This window comes from Streptomyces sp. NPDC058664 (genome assembly GCF_042716635.1).
Lineage (GTDB): Bacteria > Actinomycetota > Actinomycetes > Streptomycetales > Streptomycetaceae > Streptomyces.
Window position 1 is genome coordinate 1,209 of the sequence record NZ_JBHXRW010000040.1, and the last position, 26,999, is coordinate 28,207.

23 protein-coding genes are annotated in these 26,999 nt (G+C 73.2%); 15 read left to right on the top strand and 8 right to left on the bottom strand.

The window, feature by feature from the left end; genetic code table 11:
• The coding region (locus tag ACFWUY_RS27980; RefSeq protein WP_384115328.1) for an ABC transporter permease at positions 1 to 666 on the top strand (666 nt) is incomplete at its 5' end.
• A 120-nt stretch (positions 667 to 786) separates the two neighbouring features.
• Here ACFWUY_RS27980 and ACFWUY_RS27985 read toward each other — a convergent pair.
• The 5 genes from ACFWUY_RS27985 to ACFWUY_RS28005 form a co-directional block, all read right to left on the bottom strand.
• Positions 787 to 2,022: a styrene monooxygenase/indole monooxygenase family protein gene (locus ACFWUY_RS27985; protein WP_384115333.1), complete on the bottom strand. Its 1,236-nt coding sequence runs from the start codon at positions 2,020 to 2,022 to the stop codon at positions 787 to 789.
• Positions 2,023 to 2,069: 47 nt separating this feature from the next.
• Positions 2,070 to 2,657 (bottom strand): ATP/GTP-binding protein, encoded by a 588-nt coding sequence (locus tag ACFWUY_RS27990; protein ID WP_384115520.1) that lies wholly within the window; start codon positions 2,655 to 2,657, stop codon positions 2,070 to 2,072.
• A 91-nt stretch (positions 2,658 to 2,748) separates the two neighbouring features.
• Positions 2,749 to 3,174 (bottom strand): DUF742 domain-containing protein, encoded by a 426-nt coding sequence (locus ACFWUY_RS27995; protein ID WP_384115339.1) that lies wholly within the window; start codon positions 3,172 to 3,174, stop codon positions 2,749 to 2,751.
• On the bottom strand, positions 3,171 to 3,662 hold the full coding sequence (locus ACFWUY_RS28000) for a roadblock/LC7 domain-containing protein (protein WP_384115344.1): 492 nt from the start codon (positions 3,660 to 3,662) through the stop codon (positions 3,171 to 3,173). Before ACFWUY_RS28000 ends, ACFWUY_RS27995 begins: the two co-directional genes overlap by 4 nt.
• Positions 3,659 to 6,745: a nitrate- and nitrite sensing domain-containing protein gene (locus ACFWUY_RS28005; RefSeq protein ID WP_384115347.1), complete on the bottom strand. Its 3,087-nt coding sequence runs from the start codon at positions 6,743 to 6,745 to the stop codon at positions 3,659 to 3,661. The genes ACFWUY_RS28000 and ACFWUY_RS28005 overlap by 4 nt, the downstream gene beginning before the upstream one ends.
• A gap of 371 nt (positions 6,746 to 7,116) precedes the next feature.
• Between ACFWUY_RS28005 and ACFWUY_RS28010 the strand changes: the two genes are divergently transcribed.
• Positions 7,117 to 7,908, top strand: coding sequence for a hypothetical protein (locus ACFWUY_RS28010; RefSeq protein WP_384115351.1), 792 nt, complete (start codon positions 7,117 to 7,119; stop codon positions 7,906 to 7,908).
• A 48-nt stretch (positions 7,909 to 7,956) separates the two neighbouring features.
• Here the strand turns inward: ACFWUY_RS28010 and ACFWUY_RS28015 are convergent, their stop codons facing one another.
• Positions 7,957 to 8,355, bottom strand: coding sequence for a MarR family winged helix-turn-helix transcriptional regulator (locus tag ACFWUY_RS28015; protein ID WP_384115523.1), 399 nt, complete (start codon positions 8,353 to 8,355; stop codon positions 7,957 to 7,959).
• A 540-nt stretch (positions 8,356 to 8,895) separates the two neighbouring features.
• Between ACFWUY_RS28015 and ACFWUY_RS28020 the strand changes: the two genes are divergently transcribed.
• Together ACFWUY_RS28020 and ACFWUY_RS28025 are read left to right on the top strand one after the other, a co-directional pair.
• Positions 8,896 to 9,729 (top strand): lysozyme, encoded by an 834-nt coding sequence (locus ACFWUY_RS28020; RefSeq protein ID WP_384115354.1) that lies wholly within the window; start codon positions 8,896 to 8,898, stop codon positions 9,727 to 9,729.
• Positions 9,730 to 9,965: 236 nt separating this feature from the next.
• Positions 9,966 to 10,844: a lytic polysaccharide monooxygenase gene (locus tag ACFWUY_RS28025; RefSeq protein ID WP_384115357.1), complete on the top strand. Its 879-nt coding sequence runs from the start codon at positions 9,966 to 9,968 to the stop codon at positions 10,842 to 10,844.
• Here ACFWUY_RS28025 and ACFWUY_RS28030 read toward each other — a convergent pair.
• Both ACFWUY_RS28030 and lon read right to left on the bottom strand, forming a co-directional pair.
• Entirely contained in the window at positions 10,841 to 11,578 is a 738-nt protein-coding gene (locus ACFWUY_RS28030) for a DUF4240 domain-containing protein (RefSeq protein ID WP_384115362.1), read from the bottom strand. The two genes, ACFWUY_RS28025 and ACFWUY_RS28030, sit on opposite strands and share 4 nt — an antisense overlap.
• A gap of 120 nt (positions 11,579 to 11,698) precedes the next feature.
• Positions 11,699 to 14,107, bottom strand: a complete 2,409-nt coding sequence (gene lon / locus ACFWUY_RS28035) for an endopeptidase La (RefSeq protein WP_384115365.1) — start codon at positions 14,105 to 14,107, stop codon at positions 11,699 to 11,701.
• A gap of 131 nt (positions 14,108 to 14,238) precedes the next feature.
• Here lon and ACFWUY_RS28040 point away from each other — a divergent pair, with 131 nt between their 5' ends.
• From ACFWUY_RS28040 to ACFWUY_RS28090, 11 genes are all read left to right on the top strand, one after another.
• Entirely contained in the window at positions 14,239 to 14,877 is a 639-nt protein-coding gene (locus ACFWUY_RS28040; protein ID WP_384115369.1) for a GNAT family N-acetyltransferase, read from the top strand.
• 92 nt (positions 14,878 to 14,969) lie between these two features.
• Positions 14,970 to 15,524, top strand: coding sequence for a hypothetical protein (locus ACFWUY_RS28045; protein ID WP_384115373.1), 555 nt, complete (start codon positions 14,970 to 14,972; stop codon positions 15,522 to 15,524).
• A 41-nt stretch (positions 15,525 to 15,565) separates the two neighbouring features.
• A complete protein-coding gene (locus tag ACFWUY_RS28050; RefSeq protein WP_384115376.1) occupies positions 15,566 to 16,198 on the top strand; it encodes an RNA polymerase sigma factor in 633 nt (210 codons plus the stop codon).
• Positions 16,195 to 17,247 carry a zf-HC2 domain-containing protein gene (locus ACFWUY_RS28055; protein WP_384115379.1) on the top strand — a complete coding sequence of 351 codons (1,053 nt, stop codon included), beginning with the start codon at positions 16,195 to 16,197 and terminating at the stop codon, positions 17,245 to 17,247. Before ACFWUY_RS28050 ends, ACFWUY_RS28055 begins: the two co-directional genes overlap by 4 nt.
• A complete protein-coding gene (locus ACFWUY_RS28060) occupies positions 17,244 to 18,044 on the top strand; it encodes an ABC transporter ATP-binding protein (protein ID WP_384115384.1) in 801 nt (266 codons plus the stop codon). The genes ACFWUY_RS28055 and ACFWUY_RS28060 overlap by 4 nt, the downstream gene beginning before the upstream one ends.
• 133 nt (positions 18,045 to 18,177) lie before the next feature.
• Entirely contained in the window at positions 18,178 to 19,500 is a 1,323-nt protein-coding gene (locus ACFWUY_RS28065; protein ID WP_384115387.1) for a hypothetical protein, read from the top strand.
• A 23-nt stretch (positions 19,501 to 19,523) separates the two neighbouring features.
• Positions 19,524 to 20,096 carry a hypothetical protein gene (locus ACFWUY_RS28070; protein WP_384115526.1) on the top strand — a complete coding sequence of 191 codons (573 nt, stop codon included), beginning with the start codon at positions 19,524 to 19,526 and terminating at the stop codon, positions 20,094 to 20,096.
• A 115-nt stretch (positions 20,097 to 20,211) separates the two neighbouring features.
• On the top strand, positions 20,212 to 20,880 hold the full coding sequence (locus ACFWUY_RS28075; RefSeq protein WP_384115390.1) for a spermidine synthase: 669 nt from the start codon (positions 20,212 to 20,214) through the stop codon (positions 20,878 to 20,880).
• A 96-nt stretch (positions 20,881 to 20,976) separates the two neighbouring features.
• Positions 20,977 to 21,714, top strand: coding sequence for a response regulator transcription factor (locus tag ACFWUY_RS28080; RefSeq protein ID WP_384115393.1), 738 nt, complete (start codon positions 20,977 to 20,979; stop codon positions 21,712 to 21,714).
• A 50-nt stretch (positions 21,715 to 21,764) separates the two neighbouring features.
• Complete coding sequence (locus ACFWUY_RS28085) at positions 21,765 to 22,859, top strand: ATP-binding protein (protein ID WP_384115529.1); 1,095 nt, start codon at positions 21,765 to 21,767, stop codon at positions 22,857 to 22,859.
• A gap of 290 nt (positions 22,860 to 23,149) precedes the next feature.
• Positions 23,150 to 26,965, top strand: coding sequence for a multifunctional oxoglutarate decarboxylase/oxoglutarate dehydrogenase thiamine pyrophosphate-binding subunit/dihydrolipoyllysine-residue succinyltransferase subunit (locus ACFWUY_RS28090; protein ID WP_384115396.1), 3,816 nt, complete (start codon positions 23,150 to 23,152; stop codon positions 26,963 to 26,965).
• The last annotated feature ends 34 nt before the right edge of the window (positions 26,966 to 26,999 follow it).

The following is a 26,999-nucleotide window of genomic DNA, read 5'->3' on the forward strand; positions in this document are numbered from 1 at the left end:
CTGCTCTTCGTCTACATCTTCGGCGACGTGATGAGCGCCGGCATGGGCGGCGGGGACCGCTCCGACTACATCGCCTACCTCGTCCCCGGCCTGCTGATGATGACCATCGGATCCACCGTGATCGGAGCCGCGATCTCCGTCTCCATGGACATGTCCGAGGGCCTCATCGCCCGCTTCCGCACCATGGCCATCCACCGCGGCTCTCTGCTCATCGGGCACGTCGTCGGCAGCGTGCTCCAGGTGCTCGCCAGCCTGCTCCTCGTCGGCGCCGTCGCCGTCGCCATCGGTTTCCGCTCCACCGACGCCACCGCCCTGGAATGGCTCGCCGCCCTCGGACTGCTCGCACTGTTCGCCCTGGCCCTCACCTGGATCGCGGTCGGCATGGGCATGGCCAGCCCGAACGCCGAAGCCGCCAGCAACATGGCCATGCCACTGATCCTCCTCCCGCTCATCTCCAGCGCCTTCATCCCGGCCGACACGATGCCGGGCTGGTTCCAGCCCATCGCCGAGTACCAGCCCTTCACCCCCGCCATCGAAACCCTCCGCGGCCTCCTCCTCGGCACCGAGATCGGCCACAACGGCTGGCTCGCCCTCGCCTGGTGCGTCGGCCTGTCCGCCCTCGGCTACCGCTGGTCCATGACGCAGTTCAACCGCGACCCCCAGTAGTCCACCTCAGCCACGCACCACCCCGAACACGCAAGGGCGGCGCACCCCGACACCATGTCGGAGTACGCCGCCCCTTTCGCGTTACCCGGCCGCCCGCAGGCGGCCGGGACGCGTACGACGTCAGCCTGCGGCCACCGAGGCCAGGTACGCGTTCGCCTTCTCCGGGTCGAAGAAGAAGTTCTCGAAGTCGGCCGGGTCGTCGAAGCCGTTCGCGAAGCGGTCGGCGACGGGCTGGAGGCCGCCGGCCGCACCGAGCAGGTTCAGGACGTGCTCCGGCGGCGGGGCCAGCATCGCGTTCGTCCACTTGGTGACGTGCTGGGCCGTCTGCCAGTAGCGGTCGAAGGCTCCCCGCATCCACTCCTCGTCGAAGGGCCTGTCGCCGTGCTCGACGATGGCGGCGAGGTACGCGGCGGCGCACTTGGACGCCGAGTTGGAGCCCTGGCCGGTGATCGGGTCGTTGGCGACGACGACGTCGGCGACGCCGAGGACCAGGCCGCCGCCGGGGAGCCGGCCGACGGGGTTGCGGACGGTCGGCGCGTACCGGCCGGCGAGGGTGCCGCCGGCGTCGGTCAGTTCGACCTTGGTGGCCCGCGCGTACTCCCAGGGCGTGAACTTCTCCATCAGCTCCAGCGTGAGCGCCAGGTGCTCGGAGGGGTCCTTGACGCCCTGGAAGGCGTCGAGCGGGCCGCCCGGGACGCCCTCCCAGAAGAGGATGTCGGCCCGGCCGCCGGTGGTCAGGGTCGGCATGACGAAGAGCTCGCCGACACCCGGGACGATGTTGCAGCGGACCGCGTCGAACTCGGGGTGCTCGGGACGCGGGCCGAGGCCGTGGACGTACGCGACGGCCAGCGCGCGCTGCGGCTCGCTGTACGGGGAACGGGACGCGTCCCGGCCGAACATCGTGACCAGCTCGCCCTTGCCCGCCGCGACGAGCACCAGGTCGTAGCTGCGGGAGAAGTAGTCGAGGTCGCCGACGGCGGCGCCGTGGATGACCAGCTGGCCGCCGCGCTGGGCGAAGGTCTCCATCCAGCCGGCCATCTTCACGCGCTGGTCGACGGACTGGGCGTACCCGTCGAGCTTCCCGACCCAGTCGATCGCCCGGCTGGAGTCCGGCGCGGCCACGGAGACCCCGAGGCCCTCGATGCGCGGGGCCTGGGACGCCCAGAAGTCGAGGCCGAGGTCGCGCTCGTGCTGGAGCGCGGTGTCGAACATGCACTGGGTGGACATGACCCGGCCGGACCGGATCTCGTCCGCCGTCCGGTTCGACATGAGGGTGACGTCGTACCCCTGCGACTGGAGTCCGAGGGCGAGCTGCAGGCCGGACTGGCCCGCGCCGACTATGAGTATCTTCCGCATGGGTGGTGCTCCTGGCGTGACGGTCGTGTCGGTCGTGACGGTGAGGACTATTCGGGGGTGGATTCGAGCGCGTGCGCGACCATCGCGAGCAGGCTCTCGACGACGCTGTACCGTTTGCGCGCGTCCATGATCACCACAGGGACGTGCGGCGGCACGGTCAGGGCCTCCCTGACGTCCTCAGGCTCGAACAGCTCGGTGCCCTCGAAGTGGTTGACGGCCACGATGTACGGAAGTCCGCAGCTCTCGAAGTAGTCGAGGGCCGGGAAGCAGTCGGTGAGTCGGCGGGTGTCGGCGAGCACGATCGCGCCGATCGCCCCGCGCACCAGGTCGTCCCACATGAACCAGAAGCGCTGCTGTCCCGGCGTACCGAAGACGTACAGCACCAGGTCGTTGTCGAGCGTGATCCGGCCGAAGTCCATCGCCACGGTGGTGGTGAGCTTGTCCGGGGTGGCGGTGAGGTCGTCGGTGTCCTCGCTCGCCCGCGTCATCAGGGCCTCGGTCTGGAGCGGGGTGATCTCCGAGACCGCGCGGACGAAGGTGGTCTTGCCGACGCCGAAGCCGCCCGCGACGACGATCTTGGTCGCGATCGGGGCGCGGGTGTGGTCGAGCTGCCAGTCCTGACCGCCGTCCTCGATGTCCGGGCCGGCGGTATCCCGTTCGAACGGATCGGCCTTGGGCTGCGCGGGGATGCCGGCGACCGACGGAGAATCGGAGACGGCGGAGGCGTCAGAGACGACGGAGTCCACTCAGCACCCTTTCGAGGAGCGCGCGGTCGGGCTGGCCGGTGCCGTGACCGGTCCCGTACACACGGATCTTTCCCTGGTCGGCCAGGTCGCTGAGCAGCACCCGGACGACCCCCAACGGCATCTTCAGCAGTGCCGAGATCTCCGCGACCGTCCGCATGCGGCGGCAGATCTCGACGATGGCCCGCATCTCCGGCATCAGGCCGCGGGCGCCGGGCCCGCCGTCCGTCAGGACCTTGCGCACGGCGGGCGCTTCGAGCGCCGCCACGAAGGTCTCGACGAGCAGCACGTGGCCGAAGCGGGTACGGCCGCCGGTCAGCGAGTACGGGCGTACGCGCGCGGGGCGCCGCCGTCCGTCTCCGCGTACCGGCAGACGATGGGCGTGATACCCCGGGGAAGCTGACGTCACTGGGTGCTCTCCATCGATTTGCGCAGCTCGCTGCGGACTTCGGGGGTGAGTACGTGACCGGCGCGGCCCACGAAGAGCGCCATGTGGTACGCGACGACGCTCATGTCGCAGTCGGGCGTGGCGTGCACGCCGAGCAGCGAACCGTCGCTGATCGACATCACGAAGACGCTGCCCTCCTCCATCGCCACCATGGTCTGCTTGACCCCGCCGCCGTCCATCAGGCGGGCGGCGCCGATGGTCAGGCTGCCGATGCCGGAGACGATGGTGGCCAGGTCGGCGCTGGAGCCGCGCGGCCCGTCGGAACGGCCGGCGCCGGTGGCGGCCGTCGTGCTCTGCTGGATGGCCGGGTCGGACGAGAGCAGCAGCAGGCCGTCGGAGGAGACGACGGCGACCGAGCGGACCCCGGGTACCTCCTCCACCAGGTTCCCCAGCAGCCATTGCAGGTTGCGGGCTTCCGTGCTCAGTCCGAACGTTCCCGTCGCAGTCAACTGCGTGCCTCCTCGACTGTGTCCCCCGTCATCTCCTCTGTACGTGCAGGCCTTACGTCTTCTGTCCGCGCCGTGTCCCGCTCCGCCTCCACGTCGCGGCGGCCGGCCTCGGCGCCCTTGTGGAAGCCGCCGAGCCGGCGGCGCAGGGCCTCCGCGTCCACGCCGCCCTTGCGGGGCGCGGTGGCGGGACCGGCCGGGCGGACCACCTGCGGGGTGCGCTTGGGCAGGCCCTTGTCCGTGATCCGCTCCCACTGGGCGGGGCGCGGGCCGGGAACCGGCTGGTCGGTGACCGGCTCCGGGTCGGACGGGGCGGGCGGCTCCGCGAGCGGCGCCTCGGCCACGGGGGCCGCGTGTACGGGCTCCGCGTACGGCGCGGGGTCGGCGTACGGCGCGGACTCCGCGTACGCCTCGGGGTCGGCGGTGCGCTCGTGGGTGTCGGGCTCCGGCGGCGGGTCGGGCAGCCGGACCTGGAGCGTGGTCTCCGAGACGGTCTCGCCGAGCGGCTTCTCGTACGACGGGTCCGGCTCGCCGTAGGCCGGTGCGGGCTCGGCGTGCGAGGCCTCGGGCTCGGCGTAGGCCGGCTCGGGTGCCGTCTCCCCGTGCGCCTGCCCGGGCTCGTGCGGAGCCCCAGGGGCCGGCTCCTGCTCGCGCCGTCCCTTCGCCGCGTCCACCTCGGCCGCCAGGAACGCCCGCTCCGCCGCCTCCACGAGCGGGTCCCGGGTCCGGGACGGCAGCGTGTTGGAGTTGGCCTCCGCGGCCGAGCCGGGCAGCTGGAGCGCGGGCGCCGCGCCCGCCACCCGTACCGGCTCCGGCACGGTGGTCGGCGGGGCGGTCGGCAGCAGGGGCTGCGGCAGGACCACGACGGCCGCCGTGCCGCCCGGCTTCTGCTCCCGCAGCTCGACGCGGACGCCGTGGCGGGCGGCGAGCAGCGCGATGACGCGCATGCCCAGGCCCTCGCCCTCGAAGGCGGCCGGATCGGCCTCGGCCAGGCGCTCGTTGAGGTCGGCCAGGCGGGAGGCGGTCATGCCGATGCCCGAGTCCTGCACGGAGAGCATCACCTCGCCGGACTCCAGGAGCCAGCCGGAGAGCTGGACCTCGGCGTCGGGCGGCGAGAAGGAGGTCGCGTTCTCCAGGAGTTCCGCGATCAGGTGGCTCAGGTCGTCGGCGGCGAAGCCTGCGACCTGGGCGTGCGGCGGGAGGGACTGGATGGTGACCCGCTCGTACCGCTCGATCTCGCTGACGGCGGCGCGCAGCACGTCGACGAGCGGGACGGGCCCCGCGTGACCGTGGACGTGCTCGTGGCCGGCGAGGACGAGGAGGTTCTCGCTGTGGCGGCGCATGACGGTCGCCATGTGGTCGAGCTTGAAGAGGGTCGCCAGGCGGTCGGGGTCCTGCTCGCGCTCCTCCAGCTTCTCGATGACGCCGAGCTGCCGCTCGACGAGCCCGAGGCTGCGCAGCGAGAGGTTGACGAAGGTGTGGTGGACGGTGCTCCTGAGCCGTTCGAGGTCGGCGGTGAGGAGGGCGACCCGGCCCTGGAGTTCGGCGCGCTGGGTGGCGAGCTCGGCCCCGAGGGCCTCCTTGGCGGCGGCGAGGTCGGCCTGGCCCTCGGTGAGCCGCTCGGTGTGCGCGGCGAGGCCGGAGAGCTTTCCGTGCAGGGTGTTGAGGGAGCGGACGACCTGGGCGAACTCGTCGTTGCGGCCGGTGAAGCGGACCGGCTCCTCGGTGTGCGGCGCGGGCGCTCCGGCGAGCCTGGCGGCGCCGATGCGGAGCACGGCGAGCGGCCGGGTGAGGGTGCGGGCGACGTAGGTGGAGATGCCGATCGCGACGAGCAGGCAGCCGCCGAGGAAGGCGATGCGCACTTCGAGGGCGGTGACGTCGTCGTCGCGGAGCGCGCCGAGCCGTTCGACCCGCTGGGCGGCGAGGGCGGACTCGACGCCCCGCATCTGCTCGATACGGGCGGAGAGGGCGGCCTCCAGGCCGGCCCGGTCGGTCTCGCGCTCGGTCTCCGTCAGCCGGGGCTGGTCGGTGAGGGAGGCGAGGAGGCGCTCCGCGCTCTTGACGTCGGGCCCCGTGACGGTGGCGGCGAGGGAGTCGCGGGCGGCGGAGCCCGCGGCCTGGTCGAAGTCGCCGAGGGCGGCGAGTTCGCGGACCCGGGCCTGCTGGGCGGCGGCGGTGAGGAGGTCGCGGGCCCGCTCGGCCTCGGCGGTTCCCTCGGGGACGTCGGGCACGTAGGTGCCGGTCTCGGGGTCGTAGTGGACGTCCCCGGTGGGCTCGGGCTGCGGTACGAAGAGCGCGGCGAGGAGCAGGCCGCGGGTGGTGGAGGCCTGTTCGACGGCGCGGCCGAGGGCGGCGGGGGCGCGGGTGGACCCGGTGAGCGCGGTGTCGGAGGCGCGGGCCGGGGTCTCGTCGGCGAGTTCGTCGGCGAGGGCCTGGAGTTTGGTGATGATCTCCGAGTACGCCCGGTGGGCCTCGAGGGCGGTGCCCTTGCCGGTGAGGGCGGCGCGGCGGACGGAGGGCACCCCGGCGAGGTCGCGGCGGAGCTCGGCGGAGGCGCCGGGCCGGATCTCGTCGATCTGGCGGTCGACCCGGGTGGACCGGACGCTGGTGACCTGGCGCTTGTCCTTGGCGTCGCCGGTCTGGGCGTCACGGCCCGCGGCGATGTAGGCGACGACCTCGTCGCGCTCGTCGGCGAGGGAGTGGGCCAGGGTGACGGCCTGCCGGTCGAGTTCGGCGAGGGTGACGAGGCGCTGGGACTCGGTGAGCTCGGTGGAGGCGGCGAGGACCGCGGGGGCTCCGGCGGCGAGGACCGTGATGCCGACGAGGGCGACGCCGGCGACCAGACGGTTGCGGACGCGCTTGGACCGGCCGGCGGGGGCTGCGGCGGGGGCCGTGCCGTGGGTGCTGATGCCGGTGGGGGCCGTGCCGGGCACGCCGGCGCCGGCCTGGCCGGCAATGCCCGCGGTGGCGGTGCCGCCGGTGGGCGCCGTGGCGCTGCCGCCGTCCGGGGTCGTCGTCACACCGGGCGTCCGGCTCCGCGCGCCGTTCTTGCTCCGAGGCCGCTTCATCTGCACCGGTGCTCGCATTCTTGACTCGTCCGCCCACAAAGCAGAGGTGACGGCCGGTCACATGGAGCGCCCCCACCCCTGGTACGGCTTCCGACCATTCCAGCGCTTCCGGGAAGGGGGCGTGCATCGGCCGCTCCGCCACCCGAACGAGTGAACAACACTCTTGAGTTGGGGAACAACTTCTCCGACCGGGGTCCCGGGGCCCCGGCGGGCCCCCGGTTGGATCTTCCGCGCGGGCTTTGGCAAGATGCCCGCCCGCAGCTCCACGGAGGTGGCCGTTCCGCCTCTCGCGCCGCCGCCGCCGGGTTGGTACAGGCCTTTTCCGGTCATTTGCAGGTCTCGTGAAGGAGCGCGCCGGGCAGTTCGCCGGGGCGGGCACACTGGTCGTCATGCGCAGCGACGTCGCCTCCCTCCCCGGCAGCCCCGAACGCCCCAACGAGGACTGGGTGGCCGCCGTTCTGCCCGCCTCGGGCGGCGGAGGAACCGTCGTCCTCCTCGACGGCGTCACACCACCCGCCGGTGATGACGGTTGTGTGCACACCGTGCCGTGGTTCACCGCGCGACTGGGTGGAGCTTTGACCGAACTGTCCGCTTCCCGGCCGGACATGCCGCTGTCCGCGATCCTGTCGTCGGCAATCCGGCGCACTGCGGACGCCCACCGCGAGACCTGTGACCTTTCTCACGTACGCACGCCACAGGCAACCGTGGTCCTCGCCCGCTGGAACGAGACCTCGGTCGAACACCTCGTCCTCTCCGACTCCGTCCTCCTCCTGGAGTCCCCCGACGGGGCGGTACGGGCCGTGCTCGACGACCGGCTCGACCGGGTGCCGGTCGAGGTCCTGCGTTCCCTCGCGGCGACGGACCGGCTGCGGAACCGGGAGGGCGGCTTCTTCACCGCGGCGGCCGACCCGGCGGTCGCGGAGCTGGCGGTGACCGGGACGACCCCGCGTGCGGAGGTACGGTCCCTGGCCGCGCTCACGGACGGGGCGAGCCGCTGGGTGGAGTTGTTCGGCGAGGGCGACTGGGCGGACTGCTTCGGCGTCCTGCGCGAGGAGGGGCCGCTCGGTCTGCTGCACCGGGTGCGGGCCCTGGAGGCGGCGGACGGGCTGGCGGGCGGGGTGCGCCGCTGGAAGCCGCACGACGACGCGACGGCCGCCTTCGTGGAGCTGCCCGACCGCTGAGCGCTCAGCCCTCGGCCCGGACGCCGGACCGGCCCGGCCGCTGAGCGCTCAGCCCTCGAACCGGACGTTGAAGTGGTTGAGGAGGCGGGCGAGTTCGGCGACCTCGGCGCGGTCCCAGTCGGCGAGCTTGCGGACGTACCGCTCGCGCCGGGCGTCGCGTACGCGCCGGAAGCGGCCCTGGCCCTCCTCGGTGAGCCGGACCAGCGAGGCGCGGCCGTCGGCGGGGTCGGGGTCACGGGCGACGAGCCCGAGGTCCTCCAGGGCCCGGAGCTGCCGGCTCATGGTCGCCTTGCCCACCCCGAAGTACCCGGCGAGCTCGGTGGCCCGCTGGGGGCCGGCGTCGTCGAGCCGTACGAAGAGTCCGTAGGCGGCGGGCTCCAGCTCGGGGTGGACCTCACGGGCCATCTCGCCGGACTGGGCACGGGCGCGGCGCAGGAAGACCGCCAGCTCGCGTTCGAGCGCGAGGAAGACCCGGTCGACACCGCCGGCGGCCGGGTGACCGGGCTCGGCGGCACCGCCCGGCGAGGTGAGCGGCTCGGCACCGCCGCCCGGCGCCGCACCCGGTTCCGTACCACCGGAGGTCGGGACACCCCGGCCGGCACCGCCTCCCTGCGCCGCACCCGGCTCGGCACCGCCGAGGGGCGGGACACCCGGCTCGCCGCCGCTGCCCCGTGCCGCATCCGGCTCGGTCACGTCGGCGGGCGGTGCGACCCCGCCTTCGCTTCCCGTACCGCTTCCGTGCACGTCAGACCTCCCACGCGTTCTCCGACGACCCTCCGGCAGCTTTCCGGCCGCTGAAAGTTTCTTCCGGCCGGGGCCATCGCCGCAGCTCCCTCAGTATTTCGCAGGCGTAGACCAACGGCGGCGTCCGGGCCCTCTTCCGCCGTCCCGGTCTACGTGCGTAGCGTCATCCCCGGCAATCGCTGACATGTCCACACCAGGGACCTGTCGACCTCGCTCCCCCACCGATCCTTTCGGAGGCACGGAATGCGTGTGCACAGATCCGGAACGACCGTCGCCGGTGCCGCCCTCGCGGCCCTGGCGCTCCTCCTCCCCCTCGCCGGGTCCGCCGGCGCCGCCCAGGACCCGGGCGGCCGGGTCGCCCCCGCGCGCGGCTCCGCCTACATGGGCATGGGCGTGATCGCGCACGACGGCAAGGGCGTGAAGCCCGGCGGCGGGGCCACGACCCTCGCCACCCAGACGGAAGGCGTGGACGTCTCCAGCCACCAGGGGAACGTCGCCTGGTCGACGCTGTGGAACAGCGGCGTCAAGTGGGCCTACGTCAAGGCGACGGAGGGCACCTACTACAAGAACACCTACTTCAACCAGCAGTACACCGGCTCGTACAACGTCGGCATGATCCGCGGCTCGTACCACTTCGCCACCCCGGACACGACGACCGGCGCGGCCCAGGCCGACTACTTCGTCAACAACGGCGGCGGCTGGTCGAGGGACGGGAAAACGCTGCCGGGCGTGCTCGACATCGAGTGGAACCCGTACGGGGCGACCTGCTACGGCAAGACCCAGGCCGGGATGGTGGCCTGGATCCGCGACTTCGTGAACCGCTACAAGTACCGGACCGGCCGGGACGCCGTCATCTACACGGCGACCAGCTGGTGGACGCAGTGCACCGGCAACTACTCCGGCTTCGGGTCGACCAACCCGCTGTGGGTCGCGCGGTACGCCTCCACGGTGGGCGAACTCCCGGCGGGCTGGCCGTACTACACGATGTGGCAGTACACCTCCTCCGGCCCGACGGTCGGCGACCACAACCACTTCAACGGCGACCTGTCGCGCGTGCAGGCGCTCGCGAACGGCTGACGTCCCCGCCTCGGCGCAACGGTCTCCGCCCCGACGCGGCGGACCCCGTCCTGACGCGGCGGTCCCCGGGTGTGCGGCACCCCGGGGGCCGCCGCTTCGGCTTTTTCGGTCCACCCCCTTGCCCATTGGTATGGACCAATGCGAGGCTCTTCGACGATCACACGGAATTCAACTTCCGTGCGTTCAGCGCGCGTTGCTCGTCCCGTCCTCCCCCACGCACGAGAGAGAGCCCCCGCATGCCGTCCTCCCGCCGCACCGCCACCGGCGTCGCCGCGCTGTCCGCCGCAGCCGCGCTCGTCAGCCTCACCCCCACCACCGCGAGCGCCCACGGAGCCGTCTTCAACCCCGTCAGCCGGGTGGCCGCCTGTTACGCCGAGGGCCCCGAGACGCCCAGGTCCCAGGTGTGCAAGGACCTCGTCGCCGACTCCGGAACCCAGCCGCTCTACGACTGGAACGAGGTCAACATCGCGAACGCCGCAGGACAGCACCAGGCCCTCATCCCCGACGGCAAGCTCTGCTCCGCGAACCGCGAGAAGTACCGGGCCCTGGACTGGGCCCGCACCGACTGGCCGGCCACGGCGGTCACCGCGGGCTCCTTCGACTTCAAGGTCCGGGCGACGGCCGCCCACTCCGGCACGATGACCGTCTACGTCACCAAGCAGGGCTTCGACCCCACGCAGCCCCTGAAGTGGTCGGACCTCGACACGACCCCGGTCGCCGTGTATCGGACCACCCGCACCGCCACCGACGGGTACTACACCTTCACCGGCGACCTGCCCGCCCGCACCGGCCGCCACATCGTCTACAAGGTGTGGCAGCGCAGCGACAGCCCCGAGGCCTTCTACAGCTGCTCGGACGTCACCTTCGGCGGTACGGCGGCGCAGCGGACCACGGCCCAGGCCCCGACCGAGGCGAAGATCGCGGCGGGCGCGGAGCTGTCCACCGTGAGCCACGCGGGCCACGGCGGTGACGAGCGGGCACCGGCCCTCTCCGCCGAGACCGCCGCCGCCCCGTCCTCGCCGCTCCCCCTCGCCCTCGCGGGCGCGGGAGCCCTCGCCGCCTTCGGGGCGGGCAGCCTGCTCCTCGGCCGCCGCCGGAACTCCTCCGCCTCCTAGGAGCCGGAGGTCCCGGACGGGAAGAGGGCGGTGAGCCGGGGGAGCGCCGTCCCCTCCGCGCGAGACCCCCGGGGCTCGCCGCCCTCTCCCCGTCCCCCGGAGACCCCTCTCGGGAACTCTCCCGTGAACTCGTCCGGCAGGCCGTCGAACTCGCCCGGGTGCTCCCCCGGGAACTCGTCCGGCACGTCGTCCGGCAGCCTGTCCGACCGATCGCCCGACAGGCCGTCGAGGAGCTCCCCGAGCTCCTCCGCGAGCTCCTCGGCGGCCTCCTCCACGGCGTCGAGGAACTCCTCGCCGTCGTCGTCCTCCTGGCCCGTCAGCTCGTCGTACGCGTCCTGGGCCACGTAGTCGAGCTCCTCCCACTCCGGCCACTCGTCGTCGTGCCATTCGTTCCGGTGGCGTCCCACGACGGCCCGCACCTCCGGCACGTCGGCCAGCGCGTCCGGGTCGGCGAGGACCGACTCGTACACCTTCCGCCCCTGCCCCACCAGCCACAGCGTGAAGTAGTGGAAGCCGTCGTCGCTGCAGCCACCGCTCTCGATCCGGTCCGCCGCCCGCCACAGCGCGCGCGTGTCGGCCCGCCCGCACGCCCGCTCCAGCCGCACCTGGAATTCCACGATCTCGGGGAGCGGCCGGCGCATCAGCTCGCCGTGCAGCCACTCCTGCCGCTCCTCCCGGTCGCCGGGTCGGCGGCTCAACTCGTCGATGAGAGCCCAGAAGGCGTCGTCGTTCATGCGTACGAGCATGACAGCCTCCAGTGACATCCGGTGACATGCGGGTACGTACGCCGGAGCGGGGCGTCCGGGAAGGACGCCCCGCTCCGGCGTACGCGCCGGGCCCCTGCCGTCACGGCGTCAGGCGGCCACCTCCACCGGCACCGAGGCCGGCGCCAGCGCGATCTCCAGGACCTGCCGGACGTCCGTCACCGGGTGGACCTCCAGCTTCTCCAGGATCTCGGCCGGGACGTCGTCCAGGTCGGCCTCGTTCCGCTTGGGGATCACGACCGTCGTGATGCCCGCCCGGTGCGCGGCGAGCAGCTTCTGCTTCACGCCGCCGATCGGGAGGACCCGGCCGGTGAGGGAGACCTCGCCGGTCATGGCCACGTCCGTGCGGACCAGGCGCCCGCTCAGCAGGGAGGCCAGTGCGGTCGTCATGGTGACGCCCGCGCTCGGGCCGTCCTTGGGGACCGCGCCCGCCGGGAAGTGGATGTGCACGCCCCGGTCCTTCAGGCCGGTGACGGGCAGCTCCAGTTCCGCGCCGTGCGAGCGGAGGAAGGAGAGCGCGATCTGCGCCGACTCCTTCATCACGTCGCCCAGTTGGCCGGTGAGGGTCAGCCCGGCGGCGCCGGTCTCCGGGTCGGCGAGGGACGCCTCGACGAAGAGGACGTCACCGCCCGCGCCGGTCACGGCGAGCCCGGTGGCGACACCCGGCACGGCGGTGCGGCGCTCCGCCGGGTCCTGGGCCGACTCCGGCACGTGGTGCGGCCGTCCGATGAGCTCGCGCAGGTCGTCCGGGCCCACCGTGAACGGCAGTTCCCTATCGCCCAGTTCGTGCTGGGCGGCGACCTTGCGGAGCAGCCGGGAGATGGCCCGCTCCAGGGTGCGGACGCCCGCCTCGCGGGTGTACTCGCCGGCGAGCCTGCGCAGGCTCGCCTCCTCCAGGACGACCTCGCCGGGCTCCAGGCCCGCGCGCTCCAGCTGCCGGGGCAGCAGGTGGTCGCGGGCGATGACGACCTTCTCGTCCTCCGTGTAGCCGTCGAGCCTGACCAGCTCCATGCGGTCGAGGAGGGCCTCGGGGATGGCTTCGAGGACGTTGGCGGTGGCGAGGAAGACGACGTCGGAGAGGTCGAGCTCGACCTCCAGGTAGTGGTCGCGGAAGGTGTGGTTCTGCGCCGGGTCGAGGACTTCGAGGAGCGCCGCCGCGGGGTCTCCGCGGAAGTCGGAGCCGACCTTGTCGATCTCGTCGAGGAGGACCACCGGGTTCATGGACCCGGCCTCCTTGATGGCGCGGACGATACGGCCGGGCAGGGCGCCGACGTAGGTCCTGCGGTGGCCGCGGATCTCCGCCTCGTCCCGTACGCCGCCGAGGGCGACCCGGACGAACTCGCGGCCCATCGCGTGGGCGACGGACTCGCCGAGGGAGGTCTTGCCGACGCCGGGCGGGCCGACGAGGGCGAGCACGGCTCCGCCGCGGCGGCCGCCGACGACGCCGAGGCCTCGGTCGGAGCGGCGCTTGCGCACGGCCAGGTACTCGGTGATCCGTTCCTTCACGTCGTCCAGGCCCGCGTGCTCGGCGTCGAGGACGGCGCGGGCGCCGCGGATGTCGTAGCGGTCCTCGGTGCGCTCGTTCCACGGGAGTTCGAGGACGGTGTCCAGCCAGGTGCGGATCCAGGAGCCCTCGGGGGACTGGTCGCTGGACCGCTCCAGCTTCTCGACCTCCTTGAGGGCGGCTTCCCTGACCTTCTCGGGCAGGTCGGCGGCCTCCACGCGGGCGCGGTAGTCGTCGGACTCGTCGCCCTCGGCCTCGCCGTTGAGGTCGCTGAGCTCCTTGCGGACGGCTTCGAGCTGGCGGCGGAGCAGGAACTCGCGCTGCTGCTTGTCGACGCCCTCCTGGACGTCCTTGGCGATGGTCTCGGCGACGTCCTGTTCGGCGAGGTGCTCGCGGAGCTGGGCGGTGGCGATCTTGAGACGGGCGACCGGGTCGGCGGTCTCCAGGAGCGCGACCTTCTGCTCGACGGTGAGGAAGGGCGAGTAGCCGGCGTTGTCGGCGAGGGCGCCGACGCCGTCGATCTGCTGGACGCGGTCGACGACCTGCCAGGCGCCGCGCTTCTTGAGCCAGCTGGTGGCCAGCGCCTTGTACTCCTTGACCAGGTCGGCGACCTGGCCGGGCAGCGGGTCGGGCAGGGTCTCCTCGACGGTGCTGCCCTCGACCCAGAGGGCCGCGCCGGGTCCGGTCGTACCGGCGCCGATGCGGACACGGCCGAGGGCGCGGATCAGCGCGCCGGGGTCGCCGTCGGACAGCCGGCCGACCTGCTCGACGGTGCCGAGGACGCCGGTCGCGGCGTAGGTGCCGTCGACGCGGGGGACGAGCAGGACCCGCGGCTTGCCCGCGCCGGGCCGTGCGGCGGCCTGGGCGGCCTCGACGGCGGCCCGTACGTCGTTGTCGGAGAGGTCCAGCGGCACCACCATTCCGGGCAGCACGACCTCGTCGTCGAGCGGCAGTACGGGCAGAGTGAGCGGCACGGACGCGGACTCAGAAGCCATGATCTCCCCTTCGGCAGTCAAGTTGAGTTATGTGGACTCAATGCATGTGAGCCGATGAATGTTCCCGGACGCCCGTTCGCTCTGAGCGATCACTCTCCCCTCGATCGGCATCCAGCCGCTGTAATGCCTCCATGGATATAGCGTCTATTACTTCTGCCTGGGTGGCGGGTTGGACCGTCTCCCGGGGAACCCCGGCCGCCGTCACCGAGCCGTGGGGGTACCGGATCGACGTGGGCCTCCCCCGGCACGTCGTACGGCACGTCCTGCCCGCCCCCGACGCGGCCTCCGTCGGCGCGCTCTGCGACCGGCTCACCGCCCCGTACAGCTGGCTCAAGGTCATGGCGGGGCCCGAGGACGTGGCCCCGTGGATCACCGAGGGCTGGACGGTCCCCGACGACCCGGGCTTCATGATGGTCAAGCCGCTGGACCCCGGCGCCCGGCCCGCGCCGCCGGAGGGGTACGCCAGGACCACCGAGGTCAAGGACGGTGTCATCCGGGTCCGCGTCCTCGCCCCCGACGGCACCCTCGCCGCGCGCGGCCAGATCGCCCCGACCGGCTCCACCGCCGTCGCCGACCAGATCGAGACCGACCCCGCGCACCGGCGGCGCGGCCTCGGCGCCAACGTCATGCGCACCCTCGAGGCGGCCGCCGCCCAGGCGGGCGCCGAGACCGGGGTGCTCTCGGCGACCACGGACGGCCTCGCGCTGTACGACTCGCTGGACTGGCGTTACCGGGGCCCGCTGACCGGCATCGTCCGGACGGAGGGCTGACCACGGGGCCGCACGGCCTCGGCCATGGTCCGCCGGACACGGCCTCGGGCGTCCGGCTGCGCGCGGAACCCCGGACGGGGCATGCTCGGACCATGGTGCGAGGCATACGGAAGACAAGGCGCGGTGCCCTGCTCCTCGCGGCGGCCCTGACCGTCGGCGGCGTCGGCGCGAGCGGCTGCGGCTCCGGAACCCCACCGGCACCCGGCGGACCGGCGTCGGACGTCACCGTGCCGCCCCCACCGGCCACGTCCACCGCCCCTCCCGCCCCGGCCGGGACGGTCACCCCCACCGAGGAGCCGCGCGGGCAGGAGGTCCTCGTCGAGGTGGTCGTCAACGGCGGCCTCGCCGGGGTCCGCAACCAGCTCGTCGTCCACTACGACGGCACCTGGACCAGCCGCTCCGGCACCCGACCGCCCCGCACCGGCCGGATGACCCCCGCGCAGGCCGCCGAACTGCGGGCTGCGCTCGAAGACCCCGCCTACGCGCGCGTGCCGTCGCGTCCGACCGGCGACCCGGTCCCCGACGGCTTCCAGTACTTCGTCACCCACCGCCACCGGCTCGTCGTCGCGGGCGACGGCGAGCGCCCGCCCGCCCTCCAGCGGGTCTTCGCCGCCCTCCCGGAGGGCGGCCCGCCCACCGGTCCGTGAGCGCGTGAACCGTCCGGTGCCCACCCGGCGATAGAGAAGGCGTGAGACTGTCGCGCCCCACAGGGGGAGGCCCCTCCGGGGGCGACGAGGACGACTCCGCGCTGCTGCGCGCGGTCGCCCGGGGGGACACCGAGGCACTCGCCGTCCTCTACGACCGGCACGCCGGCTGGCTGCACGCCCGTCTCGCCCGGCGCTGCCCCGACGACGAGACCGTACGGGAAGTCCTCCAGGACACCTTCGTCACCGTCTGGCGCTCGGCCGGCGGCCACCGCGGCCGGGGCGAGGCCGGTGGCTGGCTCTGGGTGATCGCCGCCCGGCGCCTGGTGGACGCGCAGCGGGCCGGCGCCCGCGCCGACCGGGCCGCCGCGCACGTCGCCGCCCGGGCCGCCTCGCCCTCCGAGGTGCCGGCCGCCGCCCCCTCCGCCGAGGACCGGGTCCTCGCGGGCCTGGAGTACGGGGAGGTGGGCGCCGCCCTCGACCGGATCTCGCCCGAGCTGGCCGAGGTCCTGCGGGCGACGGTCGTCGACGGCCTGACGACCCGTGAGACCGCCCGGCTCCTCGGCATACCCGAGGGCACCGTCAAGACCCGCGCCCTGCGCGCCCGCCGCGAGCTGCGCGCCGCCCTCGCGGCCGGGCACCCCGGGAGCCCGCACGCCCTGGGAGGCACCGCATGACGGCACCCCGCCCCGCACCCGGATCCGGCCCTGGACCCGACCATGGATCTGGACCCGGCCACGGATCCGGACCCGCCCATGGACCCCGACCCGCAGCCGTACCCGGGCCCGACCACGGCCCCGCACCCACGCCCGGCCACAGCCCCGCACCCCGATCCGAGCACCGACCCCCACCCCGGTCCCCCCGGCCGTCCTGGCACGTCACCGACGCCCTGGCGCTCCGGTACGCGGAGGGCACCGCGGCCGAGACCGACGCCTGGTCCCTGGAGAAGCACGTCGAGTCCTGCGCCGTCTGCGCGGCCCGCGTCTCGGCCGCCGTACGCGCCGGTGCCGCGGGCCCCGCCCTCGCGGCCGTCCGCACCGAACTCCTCGCCTCGCTGGGACACCGGCCCGCACCCGCCGCGGCCGCCGGAAGCCCCCTCGGACGGTGGGCGCGGCTCTGGTGGGCCGTCGGGCCCGCCCTCCGCGGGTCCTGGGTGATGGCCGTGGTCCTCGTCGTCGGCGGGGCCTTCGGTCTCGCCCACGGCGCCGGGTTCCGGGGCGCGGGGAGTCTGCTGCTCGCCGTCTCCCCCGTCCTTCCGCTCGCCGGTGTCGCCGTCTCGTACGGCCCGCACGCCGACCCCCTGCACGAGATCACCGCCGCCAGCCCCTCGGGCGGACTGCGGCTGCTGCTCACCCGTACCGCCGCCGTACTCGCCGTGTGCGTGCCGCTGCTGACCGCGGGCGGGGCGCTGCTGCCGCCGGTGGCCGGGGTGCCGGGAGCCGCCGCCTGGCTGCTTCCCGGACTGGCGCTGACCCTGGCCGCCCTCGCGCTCGGCTCGTTCGTCGGCTGCCGTGCGGCGGCCGCGACGCTCGGCGGCGGATGGCTGCTCGCCGTGACGGGTCCGCTCCTCGGCGGACCCGACGCGGACCCGGGGGCGGGGGCCGCCGCGCTCGCCCCGTACTTCTCCGGCGCCGCCGTGCAGGGGGGGTGGGCCGCCGCCGCGCTCGCCTGTGCGGCCCTCCTCGCGCTGCGGCGCCGTTCCTTCGACCACCTGGAGCCCCGTTGAACACCTCGGCCGCCGTCGCGGTGACCGGACTGACCGTCCGTCACCGCCGTACCGTCGCCCTCGACCGCCTCGACCTGACCCTGGGGCCCGGCGTGCACGGCCTGCTCGGCCCGAACGGAGCCGGGAAGACCTCTCTCATCCGGGTCCTCGCGACCGTCGCCGCGCCCTCCTCCGGCCGGGTGGAGCTGCTCGGCGGGGACGCCACGAACCACCGCGACCGCACCGGCGTCCGGCGCCGGCTCGGCTATCTGCCGCAGGAGTTCGGCTACTACCCGGCCTTCACGGTGAGGGAGTTCGTCGCGTACGTCGCCTGGCTCAAGGAGCTGCCCGCCGACCGGGTCCCGGCGGCGGTGGAGCGCGCGGTGCGGCGGGTCGGGCTCGCCGACCGGATCGACGCGAAGATGAAGACGCTGTCGGGCGGCATGGTCCGGCGCGCCGGGATCGCCCAGGCCATCGTGAACGAGCCGGACCTGCTGCTGCTCGACGAGCCGACCGCCGGCCTCGACCCGGAACAGCGGGTGGACTTCCGTGAGCTGCTGCGGGAGCTGGGCACGGAGGCGACGGTGGTGGTCTCCACGCACCTGGTGGAGGACGTGGCCGCCGCGTGCGGCGAGGTCGCCCTCATCGAGGCGGGGCGGCTCGCCTTCCAGGGCACGACGGCCGAACTCACCGGGCTCGGCGGGGAGTCCGGAGGGCCGGACGACTCCACGGCCCACGCCGTGGAACGCGGCTACACGGCCGCCCTGCGCGCCCACCGGGTCACCGTAGGGGGCCACCCGGAAGAGGCACTCCGATGACCGCCGCTCCCCGCCCCACCCCGTACCCGGAAGGCACGCCGACAACCGCCGGGGCCCCCACCCCGCCCGGCTCCGCCCCCGGCCCAGCCCCGTACGCGGGAAACGCCCCGCTCCGTACGCAGGAGGCACTCCGATGACCGCCACCCTCACCCCGCCCCGCACCGGGGGGACCACGCCCGCGCGTGCCCCCTCCCCGCTCCGCACCGAGCTGCGGCGCGGTCTCGGGCCCTGGACCGGCGCCGCCGTCGCCCTCACCGTCCTCGTCACGATGTACGGCAAGGCTCCCGACTGGCAGGGCCGCTGGGCCGATGCCACGAACCTGCTGCACGTCGTCGCCGGGCTGCTCGCCGGGCCGCTCGCGCTCGCGGCGGGCGGCTGGCAGGGCGGCCGCGACCGGCGGCGGAGCACGACGGACCTGTGGGAGTCCGTTCCCCGCTCCCCCCTGCGCCGCCTGCTCGTCGCCGTCGCCCCGTCCGCGCTCTGGCCGGCCGCCGGACTGCTCCTCGCCGACGCCGTCTGTCTCCTCGCGACCTGGCCGTACGTCTCCGCCGGCCGCCCCTACCTGGAGCTCGTCGCCGCCGACGCCGTCGCCGTCGCCGCCCTCGGCGCGCTCGGCCATGTCGTCGGGCGGGTAATCCGTTGGCGGCTGACCGCCCCGCTCCTGGGGATCGTCGGGTACGTCGTCCTGGGCTTCGGCGCCTACCGGGAGGGCCCGGCGCGCTGGCTCGGTCCCGCCGGCGAGCACCAGTTCTTCTGGGACCGGCCGGTGTGGTGGTTCGGTCCTGTGTCGATGGCGTGGACGGCGGGGATCGCGGTCTCCGTACTCCTCGCGTACGGGCTGCGCCCGGCCCGGCTGCGGATGCTCGCCCTGGTCCCGCTGGCCGTGGCGGTCGCCGCCGCCGGCCTGGTCCTGCGCCTGCCGCCGGACGAGGGACCGTGGCGCCCGGACCCGGCCCTGGCCCGGCAGGTCTGTGACGACGGCACTCCGCAGGTGTGTCTGACGGCCGTGGACGAGAAGCTGCTGCCGGACGTGTCGGCGGCGCTCGCCCCGTTGAACGCCCGCCTCGAGGGGCTGCCCGGCGCCCCGGTCCGCTGGGTGAGCGGACTCGGCGACACCCGTCCCGGGGACGTCGCGCTGCCCAACACCGACCAGGAGGCGGTGCGCGGCCGGCTCGTACGCCCCGACCTGTATCTGAACTCGGCCGTGAACTGGCTGTTCTCGGACACCTGCCGGCCCGGTGAAGGCACCGGCCCGAACATGGAGCGGGCGAGCGTCATCCACCTCGCCGTCGCCGAGTGGCTGGCGCCCACCCCGGACGGCTACGGACCCGATCCCACCGCCGCCCGGCCGTACATCGACCGGCTCGAGACCAAGTCACCCGCCGCCCAGCGCGACTACCTCGCCCGCTACCTGGCGGCGGACGGCTGCCGTCCCGACGAGGTGCCGGTCCCGTGAGGCTCTATCTGCGCTCCCGCGGGATGCCCGGGGCACTCGCCGCCCTCGCCGGGACGGCGGCGGCCGCCGCCTGGGCGGCCCGGTGGCTGGTGTCGCTGCCCGGCTTCGACCACACGGCCCGGCTGCCGGTCGTCGTCCTCGGCCCGCTGCTCGCCGCGGCGGCGGTCGGCGCGGGCCTGTACACCCCGAGCGACGAGCTGGACCGTACGGCGGTCCGGCCGTGGTGGCCGCGACGGCTCGCCCAGGTGCTCGCCCCGGTCGTGCTCGCCGCCGCCCTGTTCGCCCTCGCGCTGCCGGACCACCCGGAGGCGTACGGGGCGCCCGCCGCCGTACGGAACACGCTGGGGCTCGTGGGGGTGGCGGCGGGCGCCGCCGCCGTCGCCGGCGCCCGGCTGAGCTGGCTGCCGCCCGTGTTCCTCGTGGGCGTGGTCTATCTCGCGGCCCCGGCGGCGCCGGGTGGCGCGGCGCAGTGGTGGGCCTGGGTGATGCAGCCGGGTCCGCAGGCCGGCGCGTGGACGGTGGCGGTCGCCGTGTTCGTGACGGGCACGGGCGGGTACGTGTGGTGGGGTGCGCGGCGCGCGACCGGTGAGTCCTGACGGCCCGGGGGCGTAACCCGGGAGCTCCGTAAGGTGTTTGTCCGGGTCGGCCCGTCCCGCCGGGGCGGGCGGGCCGACCGCCGACCACGAGACGACGAGAACGGAGTGACGAACGATGTCAGGACCCGTGACCCTCGACCGCCGCGAAGGGCCGTACGGAGAGGTCGTGCTGCGCCGCCGCGACGAGCACTACGAGATCATCGCCAACGGCACCTTCCTGATGGACACCTCCGACGGGCGCTCCGAGCGGCTCCTGATCGACGCGGCGCAAGGCGCCCTGCCCGAGGAGGTCCGCACCGGCGCCTCCGTCCTGATCGGCGGGCTCGGTGTCGGCTTCTCCCTCGCGCACGCCGCCGCCGACCCCCGCTGGGGCCGGATCGCCGTCGCCGAGCGTGAGGAGGCGGTCATCGACTGGCACCGGCAGGGGCCGCTCGCCGCGATCTCCGGGAGGGCGCTCGCCGATCCGAGGACGGTGATCCTGCACACGGACCTCGTGGAGTACCTCCTCACCTCCACGGACACCTTCGACGCACTCTGTCTGGACATCGACAACGGCCCGGACTGGACGGTCACCGAGGACAACGAATCCCTTTACGCGGCCGAGGGGTTGGCGCTGTGCGCGGCCCGGCTGAACCCGGGCGGAGTGCTCGCCGTGTGGTCCGCCCGGCCCTCCGGCGATTTCGAGCAGACGTTGCGGAATGCCGGATTCAGCGGGGTACGGACGGAAGAGGTCCCCGTTGCCCGGGGCGTCCCCGACGCGGTCCACCTCGCCGTCCGTCCCTGACAGCTCCGGGGCGGCCCCCGGACGGCTCCTGGATAGCCGGGACGCCGCCGGTACCTCTAGGCTGCTGCACCGACATCGGCGACGCGAGGCGGGGCAATGGAGCAGACACACACCACTCACCACGGTGCGGCGGCCACTCCGGGGGCTCAGCGACGTGTCCTGGTGGTCGAGGACGACGCGACGATCGTGGAGGCGATCTCCGCGCGGCTCCGCGCCGAGGGCTTCCTCGTGCAGACCGCGACCGACGGCCCCGCGGCCGTCGAGGCGGCCGAGGCCTGGCAGCCGGACCTGATGGTCCTGGACGTCATGCTGCCCGGTTTCGACGGCCTGGAGGTGTGCCGCCGGGTCCAGGCCCAGCGCCCCGTCCCGGTCCTCATGCTGACCGCCCGCGACGACGAGACCGACATGCTGGTCGGTCTCGGCGTGGGCGCGGACGACTACATGACCAAGCCGTTCTCGATGCGGGAGCTGGCCGCCCGGGTGCACGTGCTGCTGCGCCGGGTGGAGCGGGCCGCGCTCGCGGCGGTCACCCCGCGCAGCGGCATCCTGCGCCTGGGCGAACTGGAGATCGACCACGCGCAGCGCCGGGTCCGGGTGCGCTCCGAGGACGTGCACCTGACGCCGACCGAATTCGACCTCCTCGTCTGCCTGGCGGGCACGCCGCGGGCGGTCCTCTCCCGCGAGCAGCTCCTCGCCGAGGTGTGGGACTGGGCGGACGCCTCGGGCACCCGGACCGTGGACAGCCACATCAAGGCGCTGCGCCGGAAGATCGGGGCCGAGCGCATCCGCACGGTCCACGGCGTCGGTTACGCGCTGGAGACCCCGGCGCTGTGAGCCGGCCGGGGCCCGGGGGGCCGCAGGGGCGGCGGGAGCGGTACGGACGGCTGCCCGGGCGGGGCACGGACGGGGCGCGCAGGCCGCGCCGGATCGTGATCTCGATCAAGACCAAGCTGGGCGCGCTGGTCGTCGGGGCGGTCCTGCTGACCTCCTGTCTGGCCCTGGTCGCGATCCGCACGTCCACGGAGTTCCGGTACATCACGATCTTCGCGATGATCGCGACCCTGCTGATCACCCAGTTCGTGGCCCAGTCCCTGACGGCTCCGCTCGACGAGATGACGACGGTGGCCGGGACGATCTCGCGCGGCGACTTCAGCCACCGGGTGCGGGGCGCGGACCGGCGGGACGAGCTGGGCGACCTCGCCTCGACGATCAACCGCATGGCGGACGACCTGGAGGCCGTCGACCGGCACCGCAAGGAGCTGGTCGCCAACGTGTCGCACGAGCTGCGCACCCCGATCGCCGCGCTCAGGGCCGTACTGGAGAACGTCGTGGACGGGGTGTCCGAGGCGGATCCGGAGACCATGCGGTCGGCGCTGAAGCAGACCGAGCGGCTCGGCCGGCTGGTGGAGACGCTGCTTGACCTGTCCCGTCTCGACAACGGTGTCGTCGCGCTGCGGGCGGGCCGTTTCGAGGTGTGGCCGTATCTGTCGGGGGTGCTGCGGGAGGCGAACCTGGCCGCGTCGCAGCGGGGCCTGTCGTCCACCTCGGGGCTCCACAACCGTACGGACGTGCATCTGCACCTGGACGTGTCGCCGCCCGAGCTGGTCGCGGTGGCGGACGCGGAGCGGCTGCACCAGGTGATGGCGAACCTGATCGACAACGCGGTGAAGCACTCGCCGCCGCACGGCCGGGTCACGGTCAGGGCCCGGCGCGGCCCGTACCGGGACTCGCTGGAGCTGGAGGTCGAGGACGAGGGTCCCGGCATCCCGGAGTCGGAGCGGCACAAGGTCTTCGAGCGCTTCAACCGGGGCGCGGCGCCGCTGCGGCAGGGGCCGGGGAGCGACGGCGGCACGGGGCTCGGTCTCGCGATCGCCCGCTGGGCGGTGGATCTGCACGGCGGCGGAATCGGTGTGGCCGAATCCTCACGTGGATGCCGCATCAGAGTCACTCTTCCGGGCAGCCTCCCTCCGAGAGATTGACGTAGGGTTCGAACCGGAAGGGCGCATTCTGCGTGTACGTCGGTAAGACCTGCGTGCACATGAGCGGGACGCGGTCAGGGGTGCGGTCGAAAAGGGCCGTACCTGCGCTTTCTCGTACCCTCACAGCTTCGCAACCACGCTTGTTTCCCGCCATTCACGACCCCGAAACACCTCGTCAAGTGTGACTTGCGCGACGTTGGAGCGCCCGGCCTGCACCTCCCGGCCGGACAGGCGTAGCCTTTATTTCCGCTGTCCATCACCTTGTGAAGCGGAAGAGGGCGGTTGCCGCCGTGTCGTCTCAGTCCCCCAGTACCCCGAGCTCCCCGACCGACCAAGACGGGCAGGGCCAGAACCCTGCGACCGCCTTCGGTGCCAATGAGTGGCTCGTCGACGAGATCTACCAGCAGTACCTCCAGGACCCGAATTCGGTCGATCGTGCCTGGTGGGACTTCTTCGCCGACTACAAGCCCGGAGCGTCGGAGACCCCGACCGCCCCGCCGGCACCCACCACTCAGACCACTCAGAGCGCGCCCGCCGCGCCGCAGGCGGGCCCCGCACAGGCCGCGCCTGCCGCTCCTGCGGCCGTTCCGGCTCCCGCGCCCGCCCCGGCCGCGGCCCCGGCTCCTGCTCCCGTGAAGCCCGCGGCGGCCCCCGCCGCGCCGGCCCCGGCCGCCGCGAAGCCCGCGGCCGCCGCCGCTCCGGCTCCCGCGAAGGCGAAGGAAGCCACCACGGCCGCCGCCGGCCCCGAGCTGGTCACGCTGCGCGGCCCCGCCGCCGCGGTCGCGAAGAACATGAACGCCTCCCTGGAGGTGCCGACGGCCACGTCCGTCCGCGCCGTCCCGGTGAAGCTGCTCTTCGACAACCGGATCGTGATCAACAACCACCTGAAGCGCGCCCGGGGCGGGAAGATCTCCTTCACGCACCTCATCGGCTACGCGATGGTGCAGGCGATCAAGGCCATGCCGTCGATGAACTACTCCTTCGCGGAGAAGGACGGCAAGCCGACCCTGGTCAAGCCGGAGCACGTGAACTTCGGTCTCGCGATCGACCTGGTGAAGCCCAACGGCGACCGCCAGCTCGTCGTCGCGGGCATCAAGAAGGCCGAGACGCTCAACTTCTTCGAGTTCTGGCAGGCGTACGAGGACATCGTCAAGCGCGCCCGCGTGGGCAAGCTGACGATGGAGGACTTCACCGGCGTCACGGTCTCCCTGACGAACCCCGGCGGCCTCGGCACCGTCCACTCCGTGCCGCGTCTGATGCCCGGACAGTCCGTCATCATGGGCGTCGGCTCGATGGACTACCCGGCCGAGTTCCAGGGCACCTCCCAGGACACCCTGAACAAGCTGGGCATCTCGAAGGTCATGACCCTGACCTCGACGTACGACCACCGGGTCATCCAGGGCGCCGCCTCCGGCGAGTTCCTGCGCGTCGTCGCCAACTTCCTCCTCGGCGAGGAGGGTTTCTACGACGACATCTTCAAGGCCCTGCGCATCCCCTACGAGCCGGTCCGCTGGCTCAAGGACATCGACGCGTCGCACGACGACGACGTCACCAAGGCCGCGCGGGTCTTCGAGCTCATCCACTCCTACCGGGTCCGCGGCCACGTCATGGCCGACACCGACCCGCTGGAGTACAAGCAGCGCAAGCACCCCGACCTGGACATCACCGAGCACGGCCTCACCCTGTGGGACCTGGAGCGGGAGTTCGCGGTCGGCGGCTTCGCCGGCAAGTCGATGATGAAGCTCCGCGACATCCTCGGCGTGCTCCGCGACTCGTACTGCCGCACCACCGGCGTCGAGTTCATGCACATCCAGGACCCGAAGCAGCGCAAGTGGATCCAGGACCGCGTCGAGCGCCCGCACTCCCGCGTGGAGCGCGAGGAGCAGCTGCGGATCCTGCGCCGGCTGAACGCGGCGGAGGCCTTCGAGACCTTCCTGCAGACGAAGTACGTCGGCCAGAAGCGCTTCTCCCTGGAGGGCGGCGAGTCCGTCATCCCGCTGCTCGACGCGGTCATCGACTCGGCCGCCGAGTCGCGCCTCGACGAGGTCGTCATCGGCATGGCCCACCGCGGCCGGCTGAACGTCCTGGCGAACATCGTGGGCAAGTCGTACGCGCAGATCTTCCGCGAGTTCGAGGGCAACCTCGACCCGAAGTCGATGCACGGCTCCGGCGACGTCAAGTACCACCTGGGCGCCGAGGGCACCTTCACCGGTCTCGACGGCGAGCAGATCACGGTCTCCCTGGCCGCCAACCCCTCGCACCTGGAGGCGGTCGACCCGGTCCTGGAAGGCATCGTCCGCGCCAAGCAGGACGTCATCAACAAGGGCGGCACGGACTTCACCGTCCTGCCCGTCGCCCTGCACGGTGACGCGGCCTTCGCCGGCCAGGGTGTCGTCGCCGAGACGCTCAACATGTCGCAGCTGCGCGGCTACCGCACCGGCGGCACGGTCCACATCGTCATCAACAACCAGGTCGGCTTCACCGCCGCCCCGGAGTCCTCGCGTTCCTCGATGTACGCGACCGACGTGGCCCGCATGATCGAGGCGCCGATCTTCCACGTGAACGGCGACGACCCGGAGGCCGTGGTCCGCGTCGCGCGGCTCGCCTTCGAGTTCCGCCAGACGTTCAACAAGGACGTCGTGATCGACCTCATCTGCTACCGCCGCCGCGGTCACAACGAGGGCGACAACCCCTCGTTCACCAACCCGCAGATGTACAACCTGATCGACAAGAAGCGTTCGGTGCGCAAGCTGTACACCGAGTCGCTCATCGGTCGCGGCGACATCACCCTGGAAGAGGCCGAGCAGTCGCTCCAGGACTTCCAGGGCCAGCTGGAGAAGGTGTTCGCGGAGGTCCGCGAGGCCACCGCCGCCCCGTCCGCGGCGACCGTGCCGGACGCCAAGGCCGCCTTCCCGGTCAGCGTCACCACCGCGGTCTCCCAGGAGGTCGTGAAGCGGATCGCCGAGTCGCAGGTCAGCGTCCCGGAGCGGATCACGGTCCACCCGCGTCTGCTGCCGCAGATGCAGCGCCGTGCCGCCTCCATCGACGACGGCACCATCGACTGGGGCTTCGGCGAGACCCTCGCCATCGGCTCGCTGCTCATGGAGGGCACCCCGGTCCGGCTCTCCGGCCAGGACTCCCGCCGCGGTACCTTCGGCCAGCGTCACGCGGTCCTGGTGGACCAGGAGACCGGCGAGGACTACACCCCGCTGCTCTACCTGACCGACGACCAGGCCCACTACAACGTCTACGACTCGCTGCTCAGCGAGTACGCGGCGATGGGCTTCGAGTACGGCTACTCGCTGGCCCGTCCGGACTCCCTGGTCATCTGGGAGGCCCAGTTCGGTGACTTCGTCAACGGCGCGCAGACCGTCGTCGACGAGTTCATCTCCTCGGCCGAGCAGAAGTGGGGCCAGACCTCCGGCGTCACGCTGCTCCTGCCGCACGGCTACGAGGGCCAGGGCCCGGACCACTCGTCCGCGCGCCCGGAGCGCTTCCTCCAGATGTGCGCCCAGGACAACATGACGGTCGCCATGCCGACGCTGCCGTCGAACTACTTCCACCTGCTGCGCTGGCAGGTCCACAACCCGCACCACAAGCCGCTGATCGTCTTCACCCCGAAGTCGATGCTGCGTCTGAAGGCCGCGGCGTCCAAGGTGGAGGAGTTCACCACCGGCGGCTTCCGCCCGGTGATCGGCGACACGGCGATGAACGCCGCGGACGTCCGCAAGGTCGTCTTCTGTGCCGGCAAGGTCTACTACGACCTGGAGGCCGAGCGTCAGAAGCGCGGTGACACGGAGACCGCGATCATCCGTCTGGAGCGTCTGTACCCGCTGCCGGGTGCCGAGCTGCAGGCCGAGATCGCCAAGTACCCGAACGCCGCGAAGTACATCTGGGCGCAGGAGGAGCCGGCGAACCAGGGTGCCTGGCCGTTCATCGCGCTCAACCTGATCGACCACCTGGACCTGGCGGTCGGCGCGGACATCCCGGCGGGCGAGCGCCTGCGCCGGATCTCGCGTCCGCACTCCTCCTCCCCGGCGGTCGGCTCGGCCAAGCGCCACCAGGCGGAGCAGCAGCAGCTGGTCAACGAGGTCTTCGACGCCTGATCAGCGCAGTACGTGAGGAGGCCCGGCACCCACC